Origin of the sequence: Cognaticolwellia aestuarii (assembly GCF_002000025.1) — a bacterium.
In the GTDB taxonomy this organism is placed as follows: domain Bacteria; phylum Pseudomonadota; class Gammaproteobacteria; order Enterobacterales; family Alteromonadaceae; genus Cognaticolwellia; species Cognaticolwellia aestuarii.
Genome location: NZ_MUZV01000002.1, coordinates 1 through 20,450, shown reverse-complemented (window position 1 = coordinate 20,450; position 20,450 = coordinate 1). Strand labels below are relative to the sequence as shown.

Here is a 20,450-nt window from a genome sequence, read left to right as displayed (position 1 = left end):
ATCAATGGATAAATAAAAAATGATAGAACTTGGAAAATTTAAAGAACACAGTAATAAGGTATGGGAAATAGCAAACTTACTTCGTGGACCATACAGACCACCTCAATACCGTAGAGTCATGATTCCCCTAACGGTATTAAAACGTTTAGATTCTGTTTTGATTGAAAGTAAACAGCAAGTATTAGAACAATACGAAAAACTAGTTAAAGCAAATCAAGATGAAGACACCATTGAGGAAATAATTCTTCAAAAGTTTGATTTAAAGTTTTTTAACACATCAAATTTCACCTTTAAAACTTTACTCGATGACCCCGATAAATTAGCAGCAAACTTAAACAAATTCATTGCCGGCTTCTCTGAACGAGCACGCGATATTATCGAAAAGTTTAGCTTTTCTGAAGAAATTGAAAAACTTGACGACGCAAACCGTTTGTTTGAAGTTGTTAAAGCTATGGCTGAAGTAGACCTTCATCCAAATAGAGTACCCAATGATAAAATGGGTAATGTTTTTGAAGATCTTGTTCGCCGATTTAATGAGCAAGCTAATGAAGAGGCAGGAGATCACTACACGCCGAGAGAGGTAGTTAAGCTGATGGTGAATCTCCTATTTACAGGTGAAGAACAAATTCATAAAGCGGGTAAAGTAATTAAAATTTACGACCCTGCCTGTGGAACCGGTGGTATTTTATCTGAGGCAGAACGCACCATTATGGATGATCTCAATAGTGATGCAAATATTGAGCTGTTTGGCCAAGAATATAATGCCGAATCATACGCCATTTGTGGTTCCGACTTAATGATTAAAGGTGAAGATGTAAATAACGTTGTTTACGGCAATACCTTAGGTACGGGAAAGTTTAAAGAGGGCTTCGCTGATGGTGATGGCCACCCAACTGAAAAGTTTCACTACATGGCAGCTAACCCACCATTTGGTGTTGAGTGGAAACCAGAAAAAGATAACGTAACCAAAGAACATGACCAATTTGGCTTCAATGGCCGATTTGGCCCAGGCTTGCCACGTATTAGTGATGGTGCATTACTATTTTTAATGCACATGATGTCTAAAATGGAACGACCACCACAAACCTACAAATTACCAGCACCAGGTGGTGTTGAGGGTGGTAGAGGTTCACGAATAGCGGTGGTTTTTAATGGTTCTCCAATGTTTACTGGCGATGCTGGAGGTGGTGAAAGCAATATCCGTAGGTACATTTTAGAAAACGATATGCTAGAGGCCATTGTTGGTCTACCTGATCAAATGTTCTACAACACAGGTATCTACACGTATATCTGGATTGTTACCAACCGAAAAGAAGCTAGACGTAAAGGAAAGGTTCAATTAATCAATGCCACTGACTTTGCCTGGAAAATGAAAAAAAGCTTAGGAGATAAACGTAAAAAAATTGGTGAAGGCCCCGTAAATGGTGACGCCAAAGAGCCAGATCATATTACTGAAATTACCCGTCTTTATGCTAATTATGAAAATGATATCACCAGCACTTTAAATAAAATTGGGACTAACCTAGATAGCCCTAAAGATAAAAAACGTGATAAAGACAGAGATATCTTTGTTTCAAAAATATTTAACAATCAGGATTTTGGTTACTTTAAAGTTACTGTCGAAAGGCCTCTACGCTTGAACTTTATTGTTAATGATGAGCGTATCGAACGTATTAAAAACTCTGATTTTTTCAAAAATTTGGCAACCTCTGCAAAGCGTAAAAACAAAGAAGCTATAGCTGATGAAATTGCAGCAGGTAAAGCAGACCAAGACGAACTGCTACGCATATTTTCAGAAGCGAAGAAACTCTACGCAGACAATGAATTAATTAAAGACAGAAAAGTTATTGAAGGGCAATTTAAAAAGTTATTTGCAACATCAGAGCTTAAGTTTGATGCTGCAATGAAAAAATCGTTGCTCTCACACGGGGCATTTGGTGAAAAAGACCCAACAGCAGAACCATGTTTGAACGCTAAGAGTCAACCTGAGCCAGATTCAGACCTGAGAGATTATGAAAATATCCCTTTCCCAGGAGGTATATTAATTAACGGTAAACGTGATGAAGAAAATGAACTTATCGACCTGCCGTTACCGCTTGATTACGAAACAAAGAAAACTAAAGGGAAAGTTGATACCGAAGAACTGTTAGCTTTAGCGAAAGACCATTGTCAGCAATTCTTAACTAAAGAAGTACTGCCATATCATACCGATGCTTGGATTGACTATACAAAAATCAAAGTGGGTTATGAAATTTCGTTTAATCGACACTTTTATGATTACCAAGAACCACGCCCGTTAGCAAAAATCGAAGGTGAAATAAAAACGCTAGAAACAGACATTATGAAAATGCTAGCGGAGGTCATTTAATGAAGTTAAATAGCTACGATAACTTGATCACTAGTGAAATTATAAACGGACTAGATCTGCCTGCACATTGGCGAAAAATTAGATTTCGGCATTTATTTAGCTTCGATAGAGGCTTAGGCATTACTAAAGCAAATTTAAAAGACGAAGGCATACCATGTGTTAATTACGGTGAAATTCATTCAAAATTTGGCTTTGAAGTTATACCCGAGAGAGACACTCTGAAATGTGTAGATGAAGATTACCTTGAAACGGGCAAAAAATCCTTGCTTCAAAATGGAGACTTTGTTTTTGCTGATACTTCAGAAGATTTAGAAGGGTCTGGTAATTTTACCTATTTAAATAGTGATGAAACGACTTTTGCAGGATACCACACAGTTGTTGCAAGACTTCAATCTGATGATAACCCTAGATATATTGCGTATTTATTCGATTCTGGAAGGTTTAGGACACAAGTTAGGAAAAGTGTAACAGGCGTAAAAGTTTTTAGTATTACCCAAGCAATATTAAAATCTACATATGTTTGGCTGCCTACAATTGATGAACAATCTAAAATTGTTGAGCTTCTCGATTTTCGATTAAGCAAGATTGACGACCTAATTAACAAAAAGAAATTAACTAATAAAAAATTATCATTGAAGCGCTTGTCTTTAATTAATTCAGCAGTAACTTTAGGAATTAAAGAAGACAATGAATTAGAAGAATCAAATATAGCTTGGTTAGGAAAAATTCCAAAAACTTGGAAAATTAGAAGACTTAAGTTTATCTTCAACTTCTCTAGAGGGTTAGGAATTACACGAGCTGATTTAAAAGACTCTGGCATTCCATGTATTAACTACGGTGAAATACACTCAAAATACGGTTTTGAAGTCGACCCTGAGCGAGATTTACTTAAATGTGTCGACGAAACTTATTACGATACAGGGAAGAATGCATTATTAGACTTTGGAGATTTTGTTTTCGCCGACACTTCTGAGGACCTTGACGGCTCGGGTAGTTTTACGTACTTGAACAGTAAAAAACCTACATTTGCAGGTTATCATACTGTAGTTGCTAGGTTGAGAACTCAAGACTTACCTCGATATTTCGCATATTTACTCGATTCAGAAATGTTCAAATGGCAAATTAGAAAAAGTGTTTCAGGGGTCAAAGTGTTTAGTATCACTCAAGGAATTTTAAAGTCTTGTTATGCTTGGTACCCCTCATTAGAAGAACAATTAGAAATTGTTTCTTATTTAGATAAAAAAACAGATTATATAAAAAACGCGTTAGACAAGAATAATCAAGCAATAGAGAAGCTGATGGAGCTTAGGAAGTCTCTAATAGATGATGCCGTAACAGGAAAAATAGATCTTCGCGATATAGAAACTCCTGAGGAAGGCTAAAGAAATGGCAGTGGATGCAAATAAATACTTCAGAGGTTTGAAAGCTTACTTAAATACTAATGCTTATGAAATAACTAAGCGAGACAATGGTCGAATTGTACTAGAAGAGAAAATATTTCTAGCGGGTGGGGCTGAGCGAAAGCAAAAAGTGAGATTAGCTTTTAGCGGTGAAGTCATTGCATTAAAGCTAGATTTAAAAAATCAACGTGGCAGTACAGACCCGCTTTTTCATTTTTTAGAAGATGATGCTAGGCCTTGGTCAAAGCGGTGTGACTTTGTTATTTTTCAACTCTACCGTAATAAGCTCTCTGTTTATTGCATCGAGTTTAAATCAGCCTCTTTGCCTGAAAGCTTAGTTGACCAGCTTTCTTCTACAGAGTCTTGGTGTAAAGCAATTCAAGCCATTATAAACTTATATACCAATGAGAAAAAACGACTTCATTTAAAGAAATTTGTATTTTCCACCATGGTTGACCCTAGCCGCTTTGTTGATGAAGAAGGTTATATCATTAGAGATCACTCTATTCGTCATTACCATTATGATGACATTAACGGTATGAAATTAGAAGAATTAGACAATCAATGCCCTGTGCTTGTTGGGTAAGGGAGTATTATGAAAAAACATACGGAAGCAAGGTTTGAAGATGCTATTGAAGCATGTTTATTAGAACAACATAAATATCAACAAGGCAATAGCAAAGACTTTGATACCGAAAGAGCATTAGAGCCAAAACGAGTAATTCAGTTTGTTGAAAGTACTCAACCAAAAACGTGGAAAGCACTTAAAGCAATCCATGGTGAAGGTACAGAAGACTTAGTAGTTGAAACACTTCATAAAGAGCTCAATACCCGAGGAACATTAAAAGTACTTCGTCATGGTTTTAAATGCTATGGCAAAAAAGTAAAAATGGCATTTTTTGCGCCAAACAACCATAAAAATGATGATACCTGGGAGCTCTATAATAAAAATATATTAAGTGTTACCCGCCAGTTATATTACTCTGGTCAACATAGAAACTCACTTGATGTCGTTCTATTTATTAACGGTATTCCTGTGGTCACTATGGAGCTTAAAAATGAGCTGTCAGGTCAAGATGTTGAACATGCTAAACGTCAATATCAAAATGACCGTGATCACAAAGAACTCATTTTTGAATTTAAAAAGCGTACTTTAGTGCATTTTGCTGTAGATACACAGCTTGTATTTATGGCAACCCGCCTCAACGGAACAAAAACCTTCTTCTTACCATTTAATAAGGGCTGTAACCATGGTGCTGGTAATCCAGAAAACCATGAATATGATTACAAAACAGCTTATTTATGGCAAAAAACATTTAGCCGTGACAGCATGCTCGACATACTAGGTAAGTTCATGCACTTACAAGTTGAAGAGAAACGAGTACTTACCGATAAAGGCATTAAGAAAGTAACAAAAGAAACGATGATCTTTCCTCGTTTTCATCAACTTGATGCCGTTCGAGGCTTAGTTAACCATGCTTATCACTCTGGTCCAGGTCACAATTATCTTGTAGAGCACTCTGCGGGATCAGGAAAATCAAATTCTATAGCTTGGTTAGCACATCGTTTAAGTAGCTTACATAATGAGAGCGAAGATCGCATTTTTGACTCTGTCATTGTTGTTACAGATAGACGCGTTTTAGATCAGCAGTTACAAAATACTATTTATCAATTTGAACACAAACAAGGTGTTGTAGAAAAAATTGATGAAGATACACGTCAATTGGTTAATGCATTAGTTAACAGCACGCCGATTATTATCACTACACTTCAAAAATTCCCGTTTGTTACCGAAACCATAGACAAATTAAATGATGAAAATCAACTTGATGGTGCAATGCAATTTAGCACTGCCGGTAAAAACTTTGCTGTAATTGTAGATGAAGCCCATAGCTCGCAATCTGGCGAAACAGCGATGGAGTTGAAAGGTGTTTTAAATAAAGATGGCATTAAGCAAGAAGCAGCTAAATACGTAGTTGAAAATGACATAGAAGACGAAGACATTGATAATTTTGAGGAAGTTTGCCGCGAAATGATGAAGCGTGGTAAACAGTCTAACATTAGTTTTTTTGCTTTTACTGCAACACCAAAATACAAAACCAAACATGTGTTCAACGAGCCTAGCCCTGTAAGTGGTGAAGTACCTTTTCATAAGTACTCAATGCGCCAAGCGATTGAAGAAAAGTTTATTCTCGATGTATTGAAAAACTATACAACATATACCGCATATTTTGGTATTGCTAAATCGTCTGAAGATGATCCACATGTAGAGCGAAAGAAAGCAGCAAAAACGCTTGCTCGAAATCTTAATAGCCATCCAACAAACTTATATCAAAAAACCGAAGTTATGGTTGAGCATTTTAGACAACATGTTCGACATAAAATTGGTGGTAGAGCCAAAGCAATGGTTGTTACAGGATCTCGCCTACAAGCCGTTGAATACAAAAAGATGTTTGATCAATATATTCAAGAGAAAGGCTATACCGATGTTAAATCGCTAGTGGCTTTTTCTGGCTCTGTTGAAGATCCTAAAGTACCAGGAAAGGAATACACTGAAGTTGGATTAAATGAAGGCATTAAAGAAAGTGAATTGCCTGAACAGTTTGACACTGATGAATACCAACTTTTGTTAGTAGCAGAGAAATATCAAACAGGATTTGACCAACCGTTGTTACACACAATGTATGTTGATAAAAAACTTTCAGGCATACAGGCTGTTCAAACGCTATCACGTTTAAATAGAATGTGCGCAGGTAAAGAAGATACTTTTGTTCTTGATTTCCAGAACAAACGAGATGATATTTTTAGAGCTTTCAAAGACTTTTATGAAGAAGTAAAGGCCGATGAACTGACTGATCCTCAGCATTTATATCGTTTGCAAGATCAAATCAATGAACAAGGTATTATCTTCCAAGATGAAGTAGCACAATTTTGCGATGTTTATTTTCAACCCAAAAGGCAGGAAACTAAAACAGACCATGCGAAGTTTAATAGTATCCTTGATAAAGCAATCAGTCGCTTTAAAGAATTAGAAGAAGAGGAACAATCTGAATTTAAAGGCTTACTTGTTGATTTTAGAAACATGTACGCTTTTATGTCGCAAGTTATCCCTTATCAAGACTCTGATCTAGAACAACTATATACATATACCCGCTTCCTGCTAACCAAGCTTCCTCGAAAAGCGAGTGGCCCTGATTACCATGTTGAAGATGATGTAGAGCTCCAGTATTACCGACTTCAAAAGATTAGTGAAGGCCAGATAAACCTTAATACAGGCGAAGCTAAGCCTCTTAAAGGTCCTTCTGATGTAGGGACTGGTCAGCAAGGTGAAGATATGATTCGTTTATCTGAGCTTGTAGATTTACTAAATGATCGTTTCGGTACTGATTTCACTCAAGCCGATCAATTATTCTTTGATCAAATTCAGCAAGAGGCTGTAGAAAGCGAAAAGCTACAAATGGCTGCTCAAGCCAATAATATTGATGACTTCCGTTATGTTTTTAATAAAGCATTTAGTGGTCTTGTTATTGATAGAATGGACGGCAATGAAGAAATCTTTAATAAACTTATGGGCGATTCAGATTTCAGAGGACTAGCATCTGAGCACTTATTGCATAAAGTTTATAATTCATTGAAAACAAATACAGCTAAAGCGCTTAAACCTATTCCTTTAATCTTTGGCGATAAAACCTTGTATCGGTCTTCACAAGTTGAAGAGCTTCAAAATGTAACTCAAGTTGCTTCTCTTACTATTACTACAGATATTCCTTACGTTGATGATGTAATAGGCTTAAGTGTATTAGGTAACTTTCAGGAGCTAAAAGAGATTGGTGTATCAACCCCTAAACACCTTGAAGCTTACTTTGAGTTAGTAAATGAGTTTCTACCATGTCTTAGTGAGTCAGGTATAAAAGAGCTCAGTGAAGCCGAAGAAGATGAAAGCTGCTTAATATTGTCATTAACATCGGTCAGTGAAGGAAGTTCAATCTTTGAAATTGCAGTTAGTTATTATCAGCCTGCAATTGAGCTTGGTAAAGCAGCTATTGAACTTGGTTCAGGAGCGATATCCGTAGCAGAGACAGGACTTACAGTAGCCGGAGCAGCAGCGTTATTGCAAAAGCCTTATAAAACTATCAAAGAGAAGTTAAGTCGTAAGATGCTTGATTCTGAAGTTGAAATTGATGAAAGTGATGAGAATAAAGAATCTAAATCATCAGTTATTATTACTGAGTTTAACTTTCAAGATGTAATCAGGAATCGAGATAAATAATTAAGTAAATTTTTTTATTCAAGGGATTGCAATGACATTAGTAGTAGCCGGATAGAAACAAAATAAATTTTCGTGGGGAACACCAAGTATTTATGTTCCTGACAGGCGTTCAGGTATTTTCATGGTTGCTGACAGCATAATTAGCACAGTTACTTCAACGGGCAGAAAACCATTAGTTTCTGAATTTCGAAAGATTGTAGAAGTTCCAATCCATGTATGGGAGCCCCACTTTATTGGTGAAAACTTCCACGACTATATAAAAATATTCAACTCTCACAAATGTTTAATAGCATTTGCGGGCAGCACTCTAACGGCTCAACACATAATTAACTGTATTACAGGTCATTTAGGAAAGCTAAGAATTGATTATGAGTCAGGTGAGAAGTTTAGATGTATCGTCAGAAAAAGCTGTGATCGAAATAACCTAATAAAAAACGGTAGATCGAGCATATACGATAAGGGTACTTTTATTCCAGAAAAGGATTTTCAAAACCTTTTATCAGCCGACTTTGTTTCTGATGTTGTTGAGCATGCTATTAACAAAGCACTTGAATCAAAGATGCAACATGTAATAGATCAGGTGTCTTTGGACGCTATGCGTACGGAAATTTTGCTAGGCCTTACTTGCCCAATAGGTAGGGTTGACCACCTTTACAAGTATTCATTTCAAACAAGAAACATTCCGGGAGGTGGAGTAGTAGCTTATTGCCAAAAGAATTTAGTGCAAGCAAACGATATTGGCGTCTTAGGAATGGTTAATACCTATGGTCCTAAGGCGAAGCATGTAGCTCAAAACGCATTAAACACTGGAAATACTCTTCAAGAGGACATTACTGAATATGTAGGTCAATCAGTAAGAAACGACACAACATACGAAATTGGTCTTCCAGTTGTAATTAAAACAATTGAAGGTAATCAAATAACACTTAACTCTATTAAAGAATGATACTTAAAGTTTGAGAAAGTATTGAAAATATCTCTAGTTAATTATCTTAACCATCTATTCCGTGAAGCTCTGTAAATATTTAAGTTGCATAAGCCTTATAACCCCCCCAAAAAAAAATAGACAAACCGAAGTTTGTCTATTTTTTAATACATTGTCTGAATTTTAAATATTCAGGCACAAAACCAGTTAGTCTTGATAAGTAGAAACTGGTGGACATGAACAAATCAAATTACGATCCCCGTACACATCATCAATACGGTTAACCGTTGGCCAGAATTTATTCGCTGCTGCCGCAGGCACAGGGAATACCGCTTCAGCAATCGTGTAACCACGATCCCACGTATCAGTAATATCTGCTAATGTATGCGGTGCATTGTGTAATGGGTTGTCTTCACTTGACCATTCACCTGACGCTACTTTACGCACTTCATCACGAATACAAACCATCGCTTCAATGAAACGATCTAATTCAACTTTTGATTCCGATTCTGTCGGCTCAATCATAAACGTACCCGCTACTGGGAACGACATGGTTGGCGCATGGAAACCGTAATCCATTAAACGTTTTGCCATATCAACTTCAGTCACACCTGATTCTGCTTTAAGTGGACGTAAGTCGATAATACATTCGTGAGCAACTCGGCCATTTTTCCCTGCATATAAAATTGGGTAATGTTGGCTAAGTTTAGTTGCTAAGTAGTTAGCGTTGGTAATCGCGTATTTAGTGGCATCTGTAACACCTTTACGGCCTAATAAAGCAATGTATAGGTAAGATATACATAAGATACCGGCACTACCGTATGGAGCTGCTGAAACGGCGCCATTGCCTTTAGTGCTTTCGCTCACGTTAATTAACGCATGGTCTGGTAAAAACGGGGCTAAATGCGCTTTAACGCCGATAGGACCCATACCTGGACCACCGCCGCCGTGTGGAATAGCAAAAGTTTTGTGTAAGTTTAAGTGAGAAACGTCAGCACCGATAAAGCCTGGTGATGTTACGCCAACTTGCGCGTTCATGTTTGCGCCATCAAGATAAACTTGGCCACCATGCTGATGAATAATACTACAAATTTCAGCAATTGTCGTTTCGTATACACCATGTGTTGACGGGTACGTGATCATGATACATGACAAGTTCTCGGCTAACTCGCTAGCTTTGCTACGCAAGTCGTCCATGTCAACGTTACCTTCCTTGTCACAATCAACCACAACCACTTTCATGCCAACCATTTGCGCTGACGCTGGGTTAGTACCATGTGCAGAAGCAGGAATTAAACAAATGTTACGGTGATCATCACCACGGCTTGCATGGTATTTATGAATCGCGATAAGGCCGGCATATTCACCTTGTGCACCAGAGTTTGGTTGCATTGAAATGTTGTCGTAGCCTGTTAGCTCAATTAATGCGTCGCCTAACTCGTCAATCATTTGCTTGTAACCTTGTGCTTGGTCAACAGGTGCAAATGGGTGCATGTTAGCAAATTCAGGCCATGATACTGGGATCATTTGCGCTGTCGCATTTAGTTTCATGGTACAAGAGCCCAATGAAATCATTGAGTGATTCAATGCTAAATCTTTGTTTTCTAACTTTTTGATGTAACGTAGCATCTCAGTTTCACTGTGATACGAGTTAAATACTGGATGGGTTAGAATCGCTGTTTCACGTTTTAATGCCGCAGGAATTGAGTCACTGCCTAATACACGCAACTCAGCGTCAAGTAATTCGATGTTAAGGTCATGATCGTCACCGAATAAAATAGCTAATATTGCTGAGAACTTAACGCGGTTAGTGGTTTCATCAAATGAAATGCTGATTTGGTTTTCAACGTCAGTACGCAAGTTAACACCTTTGTCTAGTGCTCGCGCTACGATTTCAGCTTTTTTCTCGCTTGATAAGTTAAAGGTTACGGTATCAAAAAACTGTCCGTGTAAAGGCGTTAAACCTTTAAGATTAGCAGCATGCGCTAAAATATCAGCAAAACGATGAATACGTTCAGCAATAACTTTTAAGCCTTTAGGACCATGGTAAACTGCATAAAATGCTGCCATGTTCGCCAATAATACTTGTGCTGTACAAATGTTTGAGTTGGCTTTTTCGCGACGAATATGTTGCTCGCGTGTTTGCATAGCCATACGCAGTGCTGGGTTACCGCGAGTATCTTTTGATACCCCAATAATACGACCCGGTAATGAGCGCTTGTACTTATCAGACGTTGTGAAGAATGCAGCGTGTGGTCCACCGTACCCCATAGGCACACCAAAACGTTGGCTTGAACCGATAACGGCATCAGCACCTAATTCGCCCGGTGATTTTAATAGCACTAAGCTCATAATATCGGCTGCAACGGCAACAATACCTTTTTTCTCATGAACTTTAGCAATTAATTCACTGATATCTGTAACTTCACCAGTAGCACTTGGGTATTGCAATAATGCACCAAATACGTCGTGCTCAACTACGTCAACCGATGGCGCTACAACAATGTCAAAGCCAAACATGTCAGCACGTTGCTTAATTACGTCGATAGTTTGTGGGTAAACATCACTTGCAACGAAAAAGATATTTGATTTTTTGTTTTTAGATACGCGTTTTGCTAATGCCATGGCTTCAGCGGCTGCTGTACCTTCATCAAGCAATGACGCTGATGCTAGGTCTAAACCGGTCAGGTCTAAACACATTTGTTGGTAGTTTAATAATGACTCTAAACGACCTTGAGCAATTTCTGGTTGATATGGCGTATAAGCCGTGTACCAGCCTGGATTTTCTAAAACGTTACGTAAAATAACATTAGGGGTAAGTGTGCCGTAGTAACCTAAACCAATATAAGTCTCGTTGACTTTGTTTAAGCTAGCAACCGCTTTTAAGTCGGTTAACGCTTGTACTTCGGTTTTGCTTTCTTCAATCGCCAGTAAGTCTGCTAAACGAATATCGCTTGGCACGATTTCATCAATCAGGGCATCAACAGATTCAGCACCGATATCGTGCAACATGGCTTGAGTTTGCTCGTCATTTGGACCAATGTGACGACGAATAAAATCTTGTCTTTGCTCTAATTCAGCTAAAGATAAAGAGTCATTATATTGAGTAGTCATAAAACAGCTTCACTTAGTATTTAAACGTAATATAAAAGAAAGCCCCGGTATTCGGATGAATCTTCGAGGCTTAAAATTTTTTCGTAAACCGTTTGTTATTTATACACAGGTTAATTGTTTTGACTTAACCTATTACCTACATTCATGTAAGTAAGGCGCTAAAGTTATTAGTCTTGTGAACTTAGTTGACTAAGCAATTGAGGCGAATAACAAAAGCAACATTATATAAAAACAAAATGTGCTCGAAAAATTAGCAATATCAATTATGTTTTAGGCAAAGCCGTCAAGTTAAAAACCGTTGTCACTTACTGAGATAAGTGACAAGGTGAGTAACGCCGACAATGCGAACTAAACTTAATTGACGAGGCTAAATTAGTCTTCGTCGATCGAGTTTGCATAACCTTCAGCATCAAGTAAGCTGTCTAGCTCACCTTCATCTTCAATTTTTAGCTTGAATAACCAACCGTCACCAAACGCGTCTGAGTTGACTAACTCAGGTGAGTCTTCTAGGTCTTCATTCACTTCAACAACTTCACCTGTTACGGGTGCGTAGATGTCTGATGCTGCTTTTACTGATTCTGCTACGGCAACGTCGTCACCAGTACTTACACTGTCGCCAACTTCAGGTAATTCAACAAATACCATGTCACCTAAAAGATCTTGTGCGTGTTCAGTAATACCAACAGTAACGATACCGTTACCTTCGTTGCGTACCCATTCGTGTGATGTTGCATATCTTAGTTCTGAAGGAATGTTGCTCATTGTTTTGTTCCTAGTCTTTATTTTTAAAATTTGTTTAAATTACTATAGTATAAAGCTATGCCTACGCTAATAACTTCATACTATAGCTTAAATTTTTAGCATTTTTAAGCGTGTTTTATTGGCAATTAATTGTAGCGATTTTGTTACTCATTGCTTAAAAAACTTTTTCACCATTACGTACAAAGCTTGGTTTAATCACTTGCACTTTAACTAATTTTTTACGCATTTCAACTTCTACAGTAGTGCCTAATTTAACGCTACGTGGTACACGTGCCATTGCAATACTGTGTCCAAGCGTTGGAGAGAAGGTGCCTGAGGTAATAATGCCTTCGCCCTCTTCAGTTACAACTTTAAGACCCGTGCGTAATACGCCTTTTTCTTCCAGTACTAAACCAACTAGCTTAGGTTGGTCGCCTGCCGCACGTTGTGCTGCTAGTACTTCACGACCGTTAAAGTTACGATCTTCTGGCTCCCAACTAATGGTCCACGCCATGTTAGCGGCTAATGGCGAAACGCTTTCGTCCATGTCTAAACCATAAAGGTTCATACCGGCTTCTAAACGTAGCGTATCACGAGCTCCTAAACCACAAGGTTTAACACCTGCATCAAGCAGTTTCTGCCATAAATCAGCGGCTTGCTCAGCAGGTAAAGCGATTTCGTAGCCGTTTTCACCGGTGTAACCTGTGGTAGCAATAAATAAGTCGCCAGCTTGTGCTGAGAAAAATGGTTTCATTCCTTCAACAGCGGCAATTTGTTGTGCACTTAACAATGTCGCTACTTTTGCTTTGGCTTGTGGGCCTTGCACAGCGATCATGGCAAACTCAGGACGTTCAGTAACGGTGACATCAAAAGCAGCTGATTGCTCAGCAATCCAAGCGAGATCTTTTTCACGTGTCGCTGAATTTACCACTAAACGGTAATCTGTATCAGTGAAAAAATAAACGATTAGGTCATCGATAACGCCGCCTTCATGATTACACATGCCGGTATATAATGCTTTACCTGCAACGTCTAGCTTGGCAACATCGTTGATCACTAAACGGCGTAAAAATGCTTGTGCATCAGTACCTTTAACATCAACGATGGTCATGTGTGAAACATCGAACATACCGGCATCTTTACGCACCGCGTGATGTTCTTCAATTTGAGAACCGTAGTTGATTGGCATTTCCCAGCCGTGGAAATCAACCATTTTAGCGCCAGCCTCTATGTGCTTAGCGTGTAATACTGTTTTATTTGTCATCGTACGTTTCACTCACGTTAATTGTTTTACCTAAATTTTTTCAGCGCTCAAACTAAGCACGTTGACTAAACCTAGGATAAAGACGGTAGATTTACAAAAAGTGAGCAAGATTATATCCCTCAGCAGCTGTTGATTCAACAGATAAGATGGCTATTTTAAAATTTAAACCCAACTAAAGAAACTATTCCAAATTAAATTTTTTAAAATATAGCTTTTGAAAATTTAATTCCTTAACTGTCGATAAAGGCAGCTATTGGCAAATTAAAATTTTATCTTGCAGGAAATTTACGTTAAAAATGAGGTTCTCAAACTGCCAATTTGGCATCAACAGATTGAGAAAACCTTGCTTTTTCTTGACCTAATGGTCAATAAAAACAAGGTAAAGGTAGGTTTATTATATTTTTTTTCGCACGGCGTCTTGTTGCTGTTTTTTGGCCAATTCAGGTAGTTGCCCCTTAAAACCCAACGCTTGATTTATCATTAAAGCTTTAGCCGGTTTAATTTTATTAAGTAACGACATACCAAGACCACGAATTAATTTAACCGCACTTTGTTGCGGACTAAAAGCTTGTTTAATCGCTTCCATAGCGGCAATCATTTCTGCCGCTTCGCTTTTACGCCAACGGGCAAACTGCTGCAGCGATTTATCACTATACCAACCGTGATCATTTCCATTACTTGGGCTTTGCGTACTTTTAAGTTTAACTTGTTCAACAAGGGTTTGTGCCAACGCGGCAGCATCAAGTAAGCCTAAGTTCACTCCTTGGCCTGCTAACGGGTGTATTGTATGTGCGGCATCGCCAACCAGTACCATACGACTTTTCACAAACTCTTGGGCAAAACGCATGGTTAACGGGTAAGTGTAACGCTCACTAACTAACGATATCGCCCCCAACTTACCATCACTGGCAGCGGTGATCTCTTTGGCAAAGTCTTGTGCTGATAGCCCACTTAACCTTGTTGCTTCTTCTGGGCTTGTTGACCAAACAATAGAGCATAAGTCATCTTGATATAAGGGTAATAGTGCTAAGGGACCCGTAGCTAAAAATACTTGCCAAGCGGTGTTCTGATGACCTTGCTGACATTTAACCGTAGCCACAATGGCATGATGATCATAATCACGAAAGGTTAACGGTACGTTCATTTGTTGGCGCACCCAAGAATTTGCTCCGTCAGCACCAACCACTAATTTTGCCACTAGCGGCATTGCTTGCTGGCCAGTTTCGCGATTAGCTTCAAAGGTGGCGAATACTTCGTTATCACTCAGGTTTAATTGCTGTAGTTTATGCTCAGTAAAAAACTCAATGCCACTGTCTTGTGTGGCTTTGTGCCATAGCGCATTGCGAATAGCTTTATTTTCAACAATAAAGCCTAATTGTTCGGGGCCATGCCCTACGGTTTTCTGGCTAACATCTTTTAAAGCAAAGTCTAATTGACCATAACCGGCTTTGTCCCAAATATGCATGTTTTGATAAGGCTGAGCGCGTTGAGCAATGATATCTTGCCAAACATCGAGGTTATTAAAAAGTTCTACACTGGCGGCATTAATAGCACTCACCCTTACTTCGGGCTCGTCATTGAGTTCAGTTACCGGCGAGTTGTCAACAATCGCAACACTTAGCTCACTTTGCTGACGGACAGCTAAAGCAAGCGTTAAGCCCACCATACCGCCACCAACAATTAACAGATCAAATTTTTGCATTATATTTCACATTTATTTGTTTAATTCTAATAGCCCGACGGGCTTTTTAGTTGTCGCACTTAGCTGATAACTCGCTGCTAAAAGCGGGCTGCTAATAACCCATGGTTTTCTTCACCAAGGCGTTTTTCAACATCGGCACATAATTCAATACTTTTAAGCCAACATTACGCCCTGCAACTAATGGCGGTAATTGGTTGGAAAACAAAGTGACTAACGAGTCGGTTAAGTTGATCACTTGTTGTTGGTCTTGCTGTCGAGCCTTGGCATATTGCATTAAATTCGCAAAAGCGCCAATATCTTGTTGTTGTGCTAACGCATTTTTGAGCACTTGAGTCATGTCACTGACATCACGTAAACCTAAGTTAAATCCTTGTCCGGCAATAGGGTGTATGGTGTGTGAAGCGTTACCAATTAATGCCATGCGATGATAAACCTGCTCGCTTGCTTGTACTAATTTTAACGGATAAACCACACGTTTACCGACATGCGTTATCTTACCCAACCAATGACCAAAAGATTGCCCTAGCTGCTCAGCAAATTCATCATCTGACAAATTTATCATTTTCTGGGCTAACGCTGGCGTTAAGGTCCATACCAGTGAACAACGTCCTTGATGCTGTTGGTTGGCATTTGGCGCTGGTGATAGCGGTAGCATGGCAATTGGACCAGTTTCGGTGAAACGCTCATAAGCAATATTATTATGCTGATGAGCGGTAGCAACATTGGCAATTAATGCCGATTGTTGATAGTCACGGCTAGTGGTCGCAATATTCGCAAACTTACGACAAGGAGAGTGTACGCCATCGCAACCTAACAACAGCGCTGTGGTTAGCTGAGCACCTGAACTTAGCGCAATGTTGACTTGCTCGCTTTGCCATTGCACATCTTCAATGCTGTCAGGAGTAAACCAAGTAATGTGTTTTTTTGTTGCCAGTGCTTTTAATAAAGCCGCACCAATAACCGACATTTCAGCAACATAGCCTAGCGCATCAACTTGTTGATGTTTTGCATATAATCGGGCTTTACCATAATGGCCGCGGTCTGAAATATGAATATTTTTAATTGGCTCAGCGTATTGATACAAATACGGCCATGCACCGACATTAGCCAAATAGGCAGCACTACCATGTGATAAAGCTAATACTCGATCATCAAAGCTACGTGATGGATCAGTTAAGATCGGGTTCGCTTCAATAATCGCTATTTTCAGGGCCTTTTGCTGCGAAGTAACTAAAGTGGACAAGCTCAGCGCCATAAGTGCGCCTGATAAACCGCCGCCCGAAATAACCACATCAAAGTGCTTCGCCGTATTAGCAGTAACCTTGTCTTTATTTACGCTTGTGTTCATCGTTAACCTTTAATTTTTATACTGCTTTAGCGTTTTTTGTTACTTTAGCCTTATTAACAAGCTTTACTAACAACAGACATAATCAACCCTAAGCTTATCTTTTTATCAGGTTTATCACTTTGTTTTTAATCAACTGATTTGTTTACAGTAACACCTAGTTATTTCGACATCAGTGCTTCTATTTCCACAATGGTTTTCGGTGCATTAACGGTCAGGTTTTCAAAACCCGTTGCTGTTACCGCAATATTGTCTTCAATACGTACACCAATGCCACGCCACTTTTCGTCAACACTTTTATCGGTTAATGGGATATAAATACCCGGTTCAATGGTCATTACCATGCCTGTAGCAAAAGGTCGATGTTGCTCGCGTTGCTGGTTTGAGTGATAGTCGCCCACATCATGCACGTCGAGTCCTAACCAGTGCCCTAACCCATGAATAAAGTACTTTTTACAGGCTTTTTGTGCCAACAATTGCGTTAAGTCACCGGTTAAAATACCTAAATCGTATAAGCCTTGGGTTAAAAAGTCACAAACTAGACGGTTTAATTCAGCAAAAGTTTGCTGTGGTTTTATTGCGTTAATGGCAATTTGTTGACTGTCGAGTACAAGTTGATAAATTAGCGCTTGTGGCTCAGTAAATTTGCCATTAACTGGAAAAGTTCGCGTAATATCCGCGGCATAGCCCGCTAATTCTCCGCCGGCATCAATAAGCAGTAAGTCGCCATTATTTAGTACATCGTCATTATTGGTATAATGTAAAATATTAGCATTGTCACCGCCGGCAACAATAGAACCATACGCAGGATAGCGTGCACCGTTAGTCGCAAACTCATGCAGTAATTCAGCTTCAATTTGATATTCAAATTTACCGGCTTGCGTTTGTAACATCGCGCGTTGATGAGCAGCACCACTGATCACGTTTACTTGTCGCATAATATCAAGCTCTGCTGGTGATTTATGCAAACGCATTTCATCAATCAGCTCGCTACAGTCAATTAATGACTTGGGTGCTTTTACGCCGCTTCGTGCCGACTTTCGCACTTGATTCAACCAAGCTAGCACTTGTTGTTGAAACTCAACGAGTTCAGGTTGGCAGGTTAATACTGCGTTTTTCCCCGCGATTAACGGCAACAGTTGTTCATCGACTTCCGCCAAGCTAAAACACCTATCCACTTGATAATCAATCACGGCTTGTTTTTGACCCACTCGTCGTCCATGCCAAATTTCTTGCAGCAGATCTTTCTCTCGAGAAAATAGAATACTTTGTGCAGACGTTGCTTGCTCAGTTTTGACTAATACCAAAATAGCATCAGGTTCATTAAAACCTGTTAAGTAGTAGAAATGCTTATTTTGGCAAAATGGATATTCGGTGTCATTGCTGCGGGTAATTTCTTTACCCGCTGAAATAAGCGCTATGCTGTTGGCCGGCATTTGCGCTATAAAATTGCTTCTGCGCTGACAAAACTCAGCAACAGGTAGTAGCGTGTTTTTGATCATAGTTACCAGCTCACTGTTTTTTATCGTTGGTGGGTAGCTTAAAGGTAAATAACTAAAAATGTTTTAGTTGGAATACTAATGTAGCGTTGCCGATTTATCTTTTGCTTCAGGTGCTGAGCCTAATTCAGTAAAACAAAGTAAGGCAGAAATTCTGACATATTCGGCAATTTCAAAATACGCTTGCTCAGTGTCTTCGTTTTCTTCAACCTCATCTGATAAATTGGCAATTTCACCAAAATCAGTCAGCACTTCTTTAACGTCTTCAGACAATGTGGCACTTTTATTTTGTTGTAAGCCAAAGCCTAAGTTGAAACCTTGTACCCATTTGCCTAAGGCATGACCACGCTCAACAATTGAGTCATCGTCATCAGGTAGCATTAATTGAAAGCTGTAAGAGTCATCAAGAATTTTTTGCCAAATGTCACTGTAAATGTCTTTAACTACGCTCTTAACCTTGCTAGGTAAGCCTTCCGCATTATTGAGCATGTCATTAACCATAGCGACATAATCATTACTTTCGAACTCAAAACCCGCAGCAATTAAGCCGGTTAGCACACCATGAATTTCAGCAGCGTGTGCTTCAATTCCTTCGCTAGTTAAAATTGCTTGTACAGAGGGAAAATCTAAAGTGGTGCTATCAGCCATAAAAATATCAATTCAATCAGGGTATATTGCTGGCTATCTTAACATTGGCATAGCATTGATTCCAGAAAAAAACCATAGAGATCACTTGCATAGTGTAACACTCACCGTTATAGTTCCCCCTTATTGGGTACTAAGTTTTGGTTATTATTACTTTTCTTGGTATTACAGTCTGTAGCGTAGTATTTTGAACTATTGCTTGAAAATACTAAATTAATGTATTGAGAATAACAACGCCATGAGCCAACACACAGTGACGATAAATGTTGCCAACAAACGATTAAAAATCGCTTGTCCTGCTGGCCATGAATCTGCTTTGTTGCAAGCGGCGGATGAAATCAACAAACGCTTAGATCTCGACGTTAAAAAAAGCTCTGCTGCAAAAACGCCTGAACAAGCCTTAGTTATGATGTCGTTAAACTTAGCTAATGACTTGGTTAAAGCACGTGCTGAATTAGAGCAAGAACGTGAAAAAATGCAAAGTAAAATTGAGCTACTACAAGCGACAATTGAACTGGCTGTAAACTCGCCCAAAAGCGCATAACTCCCCAACTCACTATTATTCAATTTCCTAAAAAACAACTTTTTGTTTAAAGAAACTTCAATTTGTTCAAGCATTAAGCATTCAGGTCTTACAAGTAATAAAAGACTTAATTCAGCTGACATTATTCGCTATAATACCTTCGTCTTCTGGGGTGTTCGTTTGTGAACTATGTCCCTGAGCCGATAAGTTTTACCTAAGGAAGTTGATTAGTAACTATTGTGCAAGCCCGGCTCGTATCGGGAAGCCTACGGTTAGCATGATATTTCCGCCCTGAACACCCGGTGTTCAGGACTATGTGAGCTACGGCACCTTGGAAGGCACTTAAATTCCCCCCCTTCAAATTATTCAACTTCAAATACCACATTAAATATATCAACGATATTTCCGCGCAGCACTAGAACCCCCCCCGGTGTTCAGGACTATGTGAGCTACGGCACCTTGGAAGGCACTTAAATTCCCCCCCTTCAAATTATTCAACTTCAAATACCACGTTAAATATATCAACGATATTTCCGCGCAGCACTAGAACCCCCCCCCAGTGTTCAGGACTATGTGAGCTACGGCACCTTGGAAGGCACTTAAATTCCCCCCCTTCAAATTATTCAACTTCAAATACCACGTTAAATATATCAA

General features: G+C 39.0%; 13 protein-coding genes and 1 other RNA gene. 7 read left to right on the top strand and 7 right to left on the bottom strand.

All coding sequences use genetic code 11. The annotated features are described in order from the left end of the window. Positions 1-19: 19 nt before the first annotated feature. The 5 genes from B0169_RS03355 to B0169_RS03335 all read left to right on the top strand — a co-directional run bounded on the left by B0169_RS03355 (position 20) and on the right by B0169_RS03335 (position 8,984). Positions 20-2,368 (top strand): type I restriction-modification system subunit M, encoded by a 2,349-nt coding sequence (locus B0169_RS03355; RefSeq protein WP_077284562.1) that lies wholly within the window; start codon positions 20-22, stop codon positions 2,366-2,368. Continuing rightward, complete coding sequence (locus tag B0169_RS03350; RefSeq protein WP_077284561.1) at positions 2,368-3,750, top strand: restriction endonuclease subunit S; 1,383 nt, start codon at positions 2,368-2,370, stop codon at positions 3,748-3,750. The genes B0169_RS03355 and B0169_RS03350 overlap by 1 nt, the downstream gene beginning before the upstream one ends. Before the next feature lie 4 nt (positions 3,751-3,754). Further along, the gene (locus tag B0169_RS03345; protein ID WP_077284560.1) at positions 3,755-4,354 is read left to right on the top strand and encodes a hypothetical protein; all 600 of its coding nucleotides are present in this window, start codon (positions 3,755-3,757) and stop codon (positions 4,352-4,354) included. 9 nt (positions 4,355-4,363) lie between these two features. Beyond that, complete coding sequence (locus B0169_RS03340; protein ID WP_077284559.1) at positions 4,364-8,038, top strand: type I restriction endonuclease subunit R; 3,675 nt, start codon at positions 4,364-4,366, stop codon at positions 8,036-8,038. 121 nt (positions 8,039-8,159) lie between these two features. Further along, complete coding sequence (locus B0169_RS03335) at positions 8,160-8,984, top strand: hypothetical protein (RefSeq protein WP_202971803.1); 825 nt, start codon at positions 8,160-8,162, stop codon at positions 8,982-8,984. A gap of 186 nt (positions 8,985-9,170) precedes the next feature. On the opposite strand, the gene gcvP is transcribed toward B0169_RS03335, so the two are convergent. The 7 genes from gcvP to B0169_RS03300 form a co-directional block, all read right to left on the bottom strand. Next, positions 9,171-12,077 (bottom strand): aminomethyl-transferring glycine dehydrogenase, encoded by a 2,907-nt coding sequence (gcvP, locus tag B0169_RS03330; RefSeq protein ID WP_077284558.1) that lies wholly within the window; start codon positions 12,075-12,077, stop codon positions 9,171-9,173. A gap of 372 nt (positions 12,078-12,449) precedes the next feature. Next, entirely contained in the window at positions 12,450-12,839 is a 390-nt protein-coding gene (gcvH, locus tag B0169_RS03325) for a glycine cleavage system protein GcvH (RefSeq protein ID WP_077284557.1), read from the bottom strand. A 154-nt stretch (positions 12,840-12,993) separates the two neighbouring features. Beyond that, positions 12,994-14,082, bottom strand: coding sequence for a glycine cleavage system aminomethyltransferase GcvT (gene gcvT / locus B0169_RS03320; RefSeq protein WP_077284556.1), 1,089 nt, complete (start codon positions 14,080-14,082; stop codon positions 12,994-12,996). 394 nt (positions 14,083-14,476) lie between these two features. Next, positions 14,477-15,784 carry a UbiH/UbiF/VisC/COQ6 family ubiquinone biosynthesis hydroxylase gene (locus B0169_RS03315; protein WP_077284555.1) on the bottom strand — a complete coding sequence of 436 codons (1,308 nt, stop codon included), beginning with the start codon at positions 15,782-15,784 and terminating at the stop codon, positions 14,477-14,479. 91 nt (positions 15,785-15,875) lie between these two features. Continuing rightward, positions 15,876-17,132 (bottom strand): 2-octaprenyl-6-methoxyphenyl hydroxylase, encoded by a 1,257-nt coding sequence (gene ubiH, locus B0169_RS03310; protein ID WP_077284554.1) that lies wholly within the window; start codon positions 17,130-17,132, stop codon positions 15,876-15,878. Positions 17,133-17,290: 158 nt separating this feature from the next. Beyond that, the gene (gene pepP, locus B0169_RS03305; protein WP_077284553.1) at positions 17,291-18,631 is read right to left on the bottom strand and encodes a Xaa-Pro aminopeptidase; all 1,341 of its coding nucleotides are present in this window, start codon (positions 18,629-18,631) and stop codon (positions 17,291-17,293) included. A gap of 75 nt (positions 18,632-18,706) precedes the next feature. Then, positions 18,707-19,276 carry a UPF0149 family protein gene (locus B0169_RS03300; RefSeq protein WP_077284552.1) on the bottom strand — a complete coding sequence of 190 codons (570 nt, stop codon included), beginning with the start codon at positions 19,274-19,276 and terminating at the stop codon, positions 18,707-18,709. A gap of 235 nt (positions 19,277-19,511) precedes the next feature. Between B0169_RS03300 and B0169_RS03295 the strand changes: the two genes are divergently transcribed. Further along, on the top strand, positions 19,512-19,817 hold the full coding sequence (locus B0169_RS03295; protein ID WP_077284551.1) for a cell division protein ZapA: 306 nt from the start codon (positions 19,512-19,514) through the stop codon (positions 19,815-19,817). A gap of 140 nt (positions 19,818-19,957) precedes the next feature. Continuing rightward, a non-coding RNA gene (ssrS, locus tag B0169_RS03290) (6S RNA) lies at positions 19,958-20,138 on the top strand. Positions 20,139-20,450: the final 312 nt, after the last annotated feature.

Coding starts and splice junctions, on each gene's coding strand:
- B0169_RS03355 (WP_077284562.1), top strand. CDS start 20: ATGATAGAACTTGGAAAATTTAAAGAACACAGTAATAAGGTATGGGAA.
- B0169_RS03350 (WP_077284561.1), top strand. CDS start 2,368: ATGAAGTTAAATAGCTACGATAACTTGATCACTAGTGAAATTATAAAC.
- B0169_RS03345 (WP_077284560.1), top strand. CDS start 3,755: ATGGCAGTGGATGCAAATAAATACTTCAGAGGTTTGAAAGCTTACTTA.
- B0169_RS03340 (WP_077284559.1), top strand. CDS start 4,364: ATGAAAAAACATACGGAAGCAAGGTTTGAAGATGCTATTGAAGCATGT.
- B0169_RS03335 (WP_202971803.1), top strand. CDS start 8,160: ATGGTTGCTGACAGCATAATTAGCACAGTTACTTCAACGGGCAGAAAA.
- gcvP (WP_077284558.1), bottom strand. CDS start 12,077: ATGACTACTCAATATAATGACTCTTTATCTTTAGCTGAATTAGAGCAA.
- gcvH (WP_077284557.1), bottom strand. CDS start 12,839: ATGAGCAACATTCCTTCAGAACTAAGATATGCAACATCACACGAATGG.
- gcvT (WP_077284556.1), bottom strand. CDS start 14,082: ATGACAAATAAAACAGTATTACACGCTAAGCACATAGAGGCTGGCGCT.
- B0169_RS03315 (WP_077284555.1), bottom strand. CDS start 15,784: ATGCAAAAATTTGATCTGTTAATTGTTGGTGGCGGTATGGTGGGCTTA.
- ubiH (WP_077284554.1), bottom strand. CDS start 17,132: ATGAACACAAGCGTAAATAAAGACAAGGTTACTGCTAATACGGCGAAG.
- pepP (WP_077284553.1), bottom strand. CDS start 18,631: ATGATCAAAAACACGCTACTACCTGTTGCTGAGTTTTGTCAGCGCAGA.
- B0169_RS03300 (WP_077284552.1), bottom strand. CDS start 19,276: ATGGCTGATAGCACCACTTTAGATTTTCCCTCTGTACAAGCAATTTTA.
- B0169_RS03295 (WP_077284551.1), top strand. CDS start 19,512: ATGAGCCAACACACAGTGACGATAAATGTTGCCAACAAACGATTAAAA.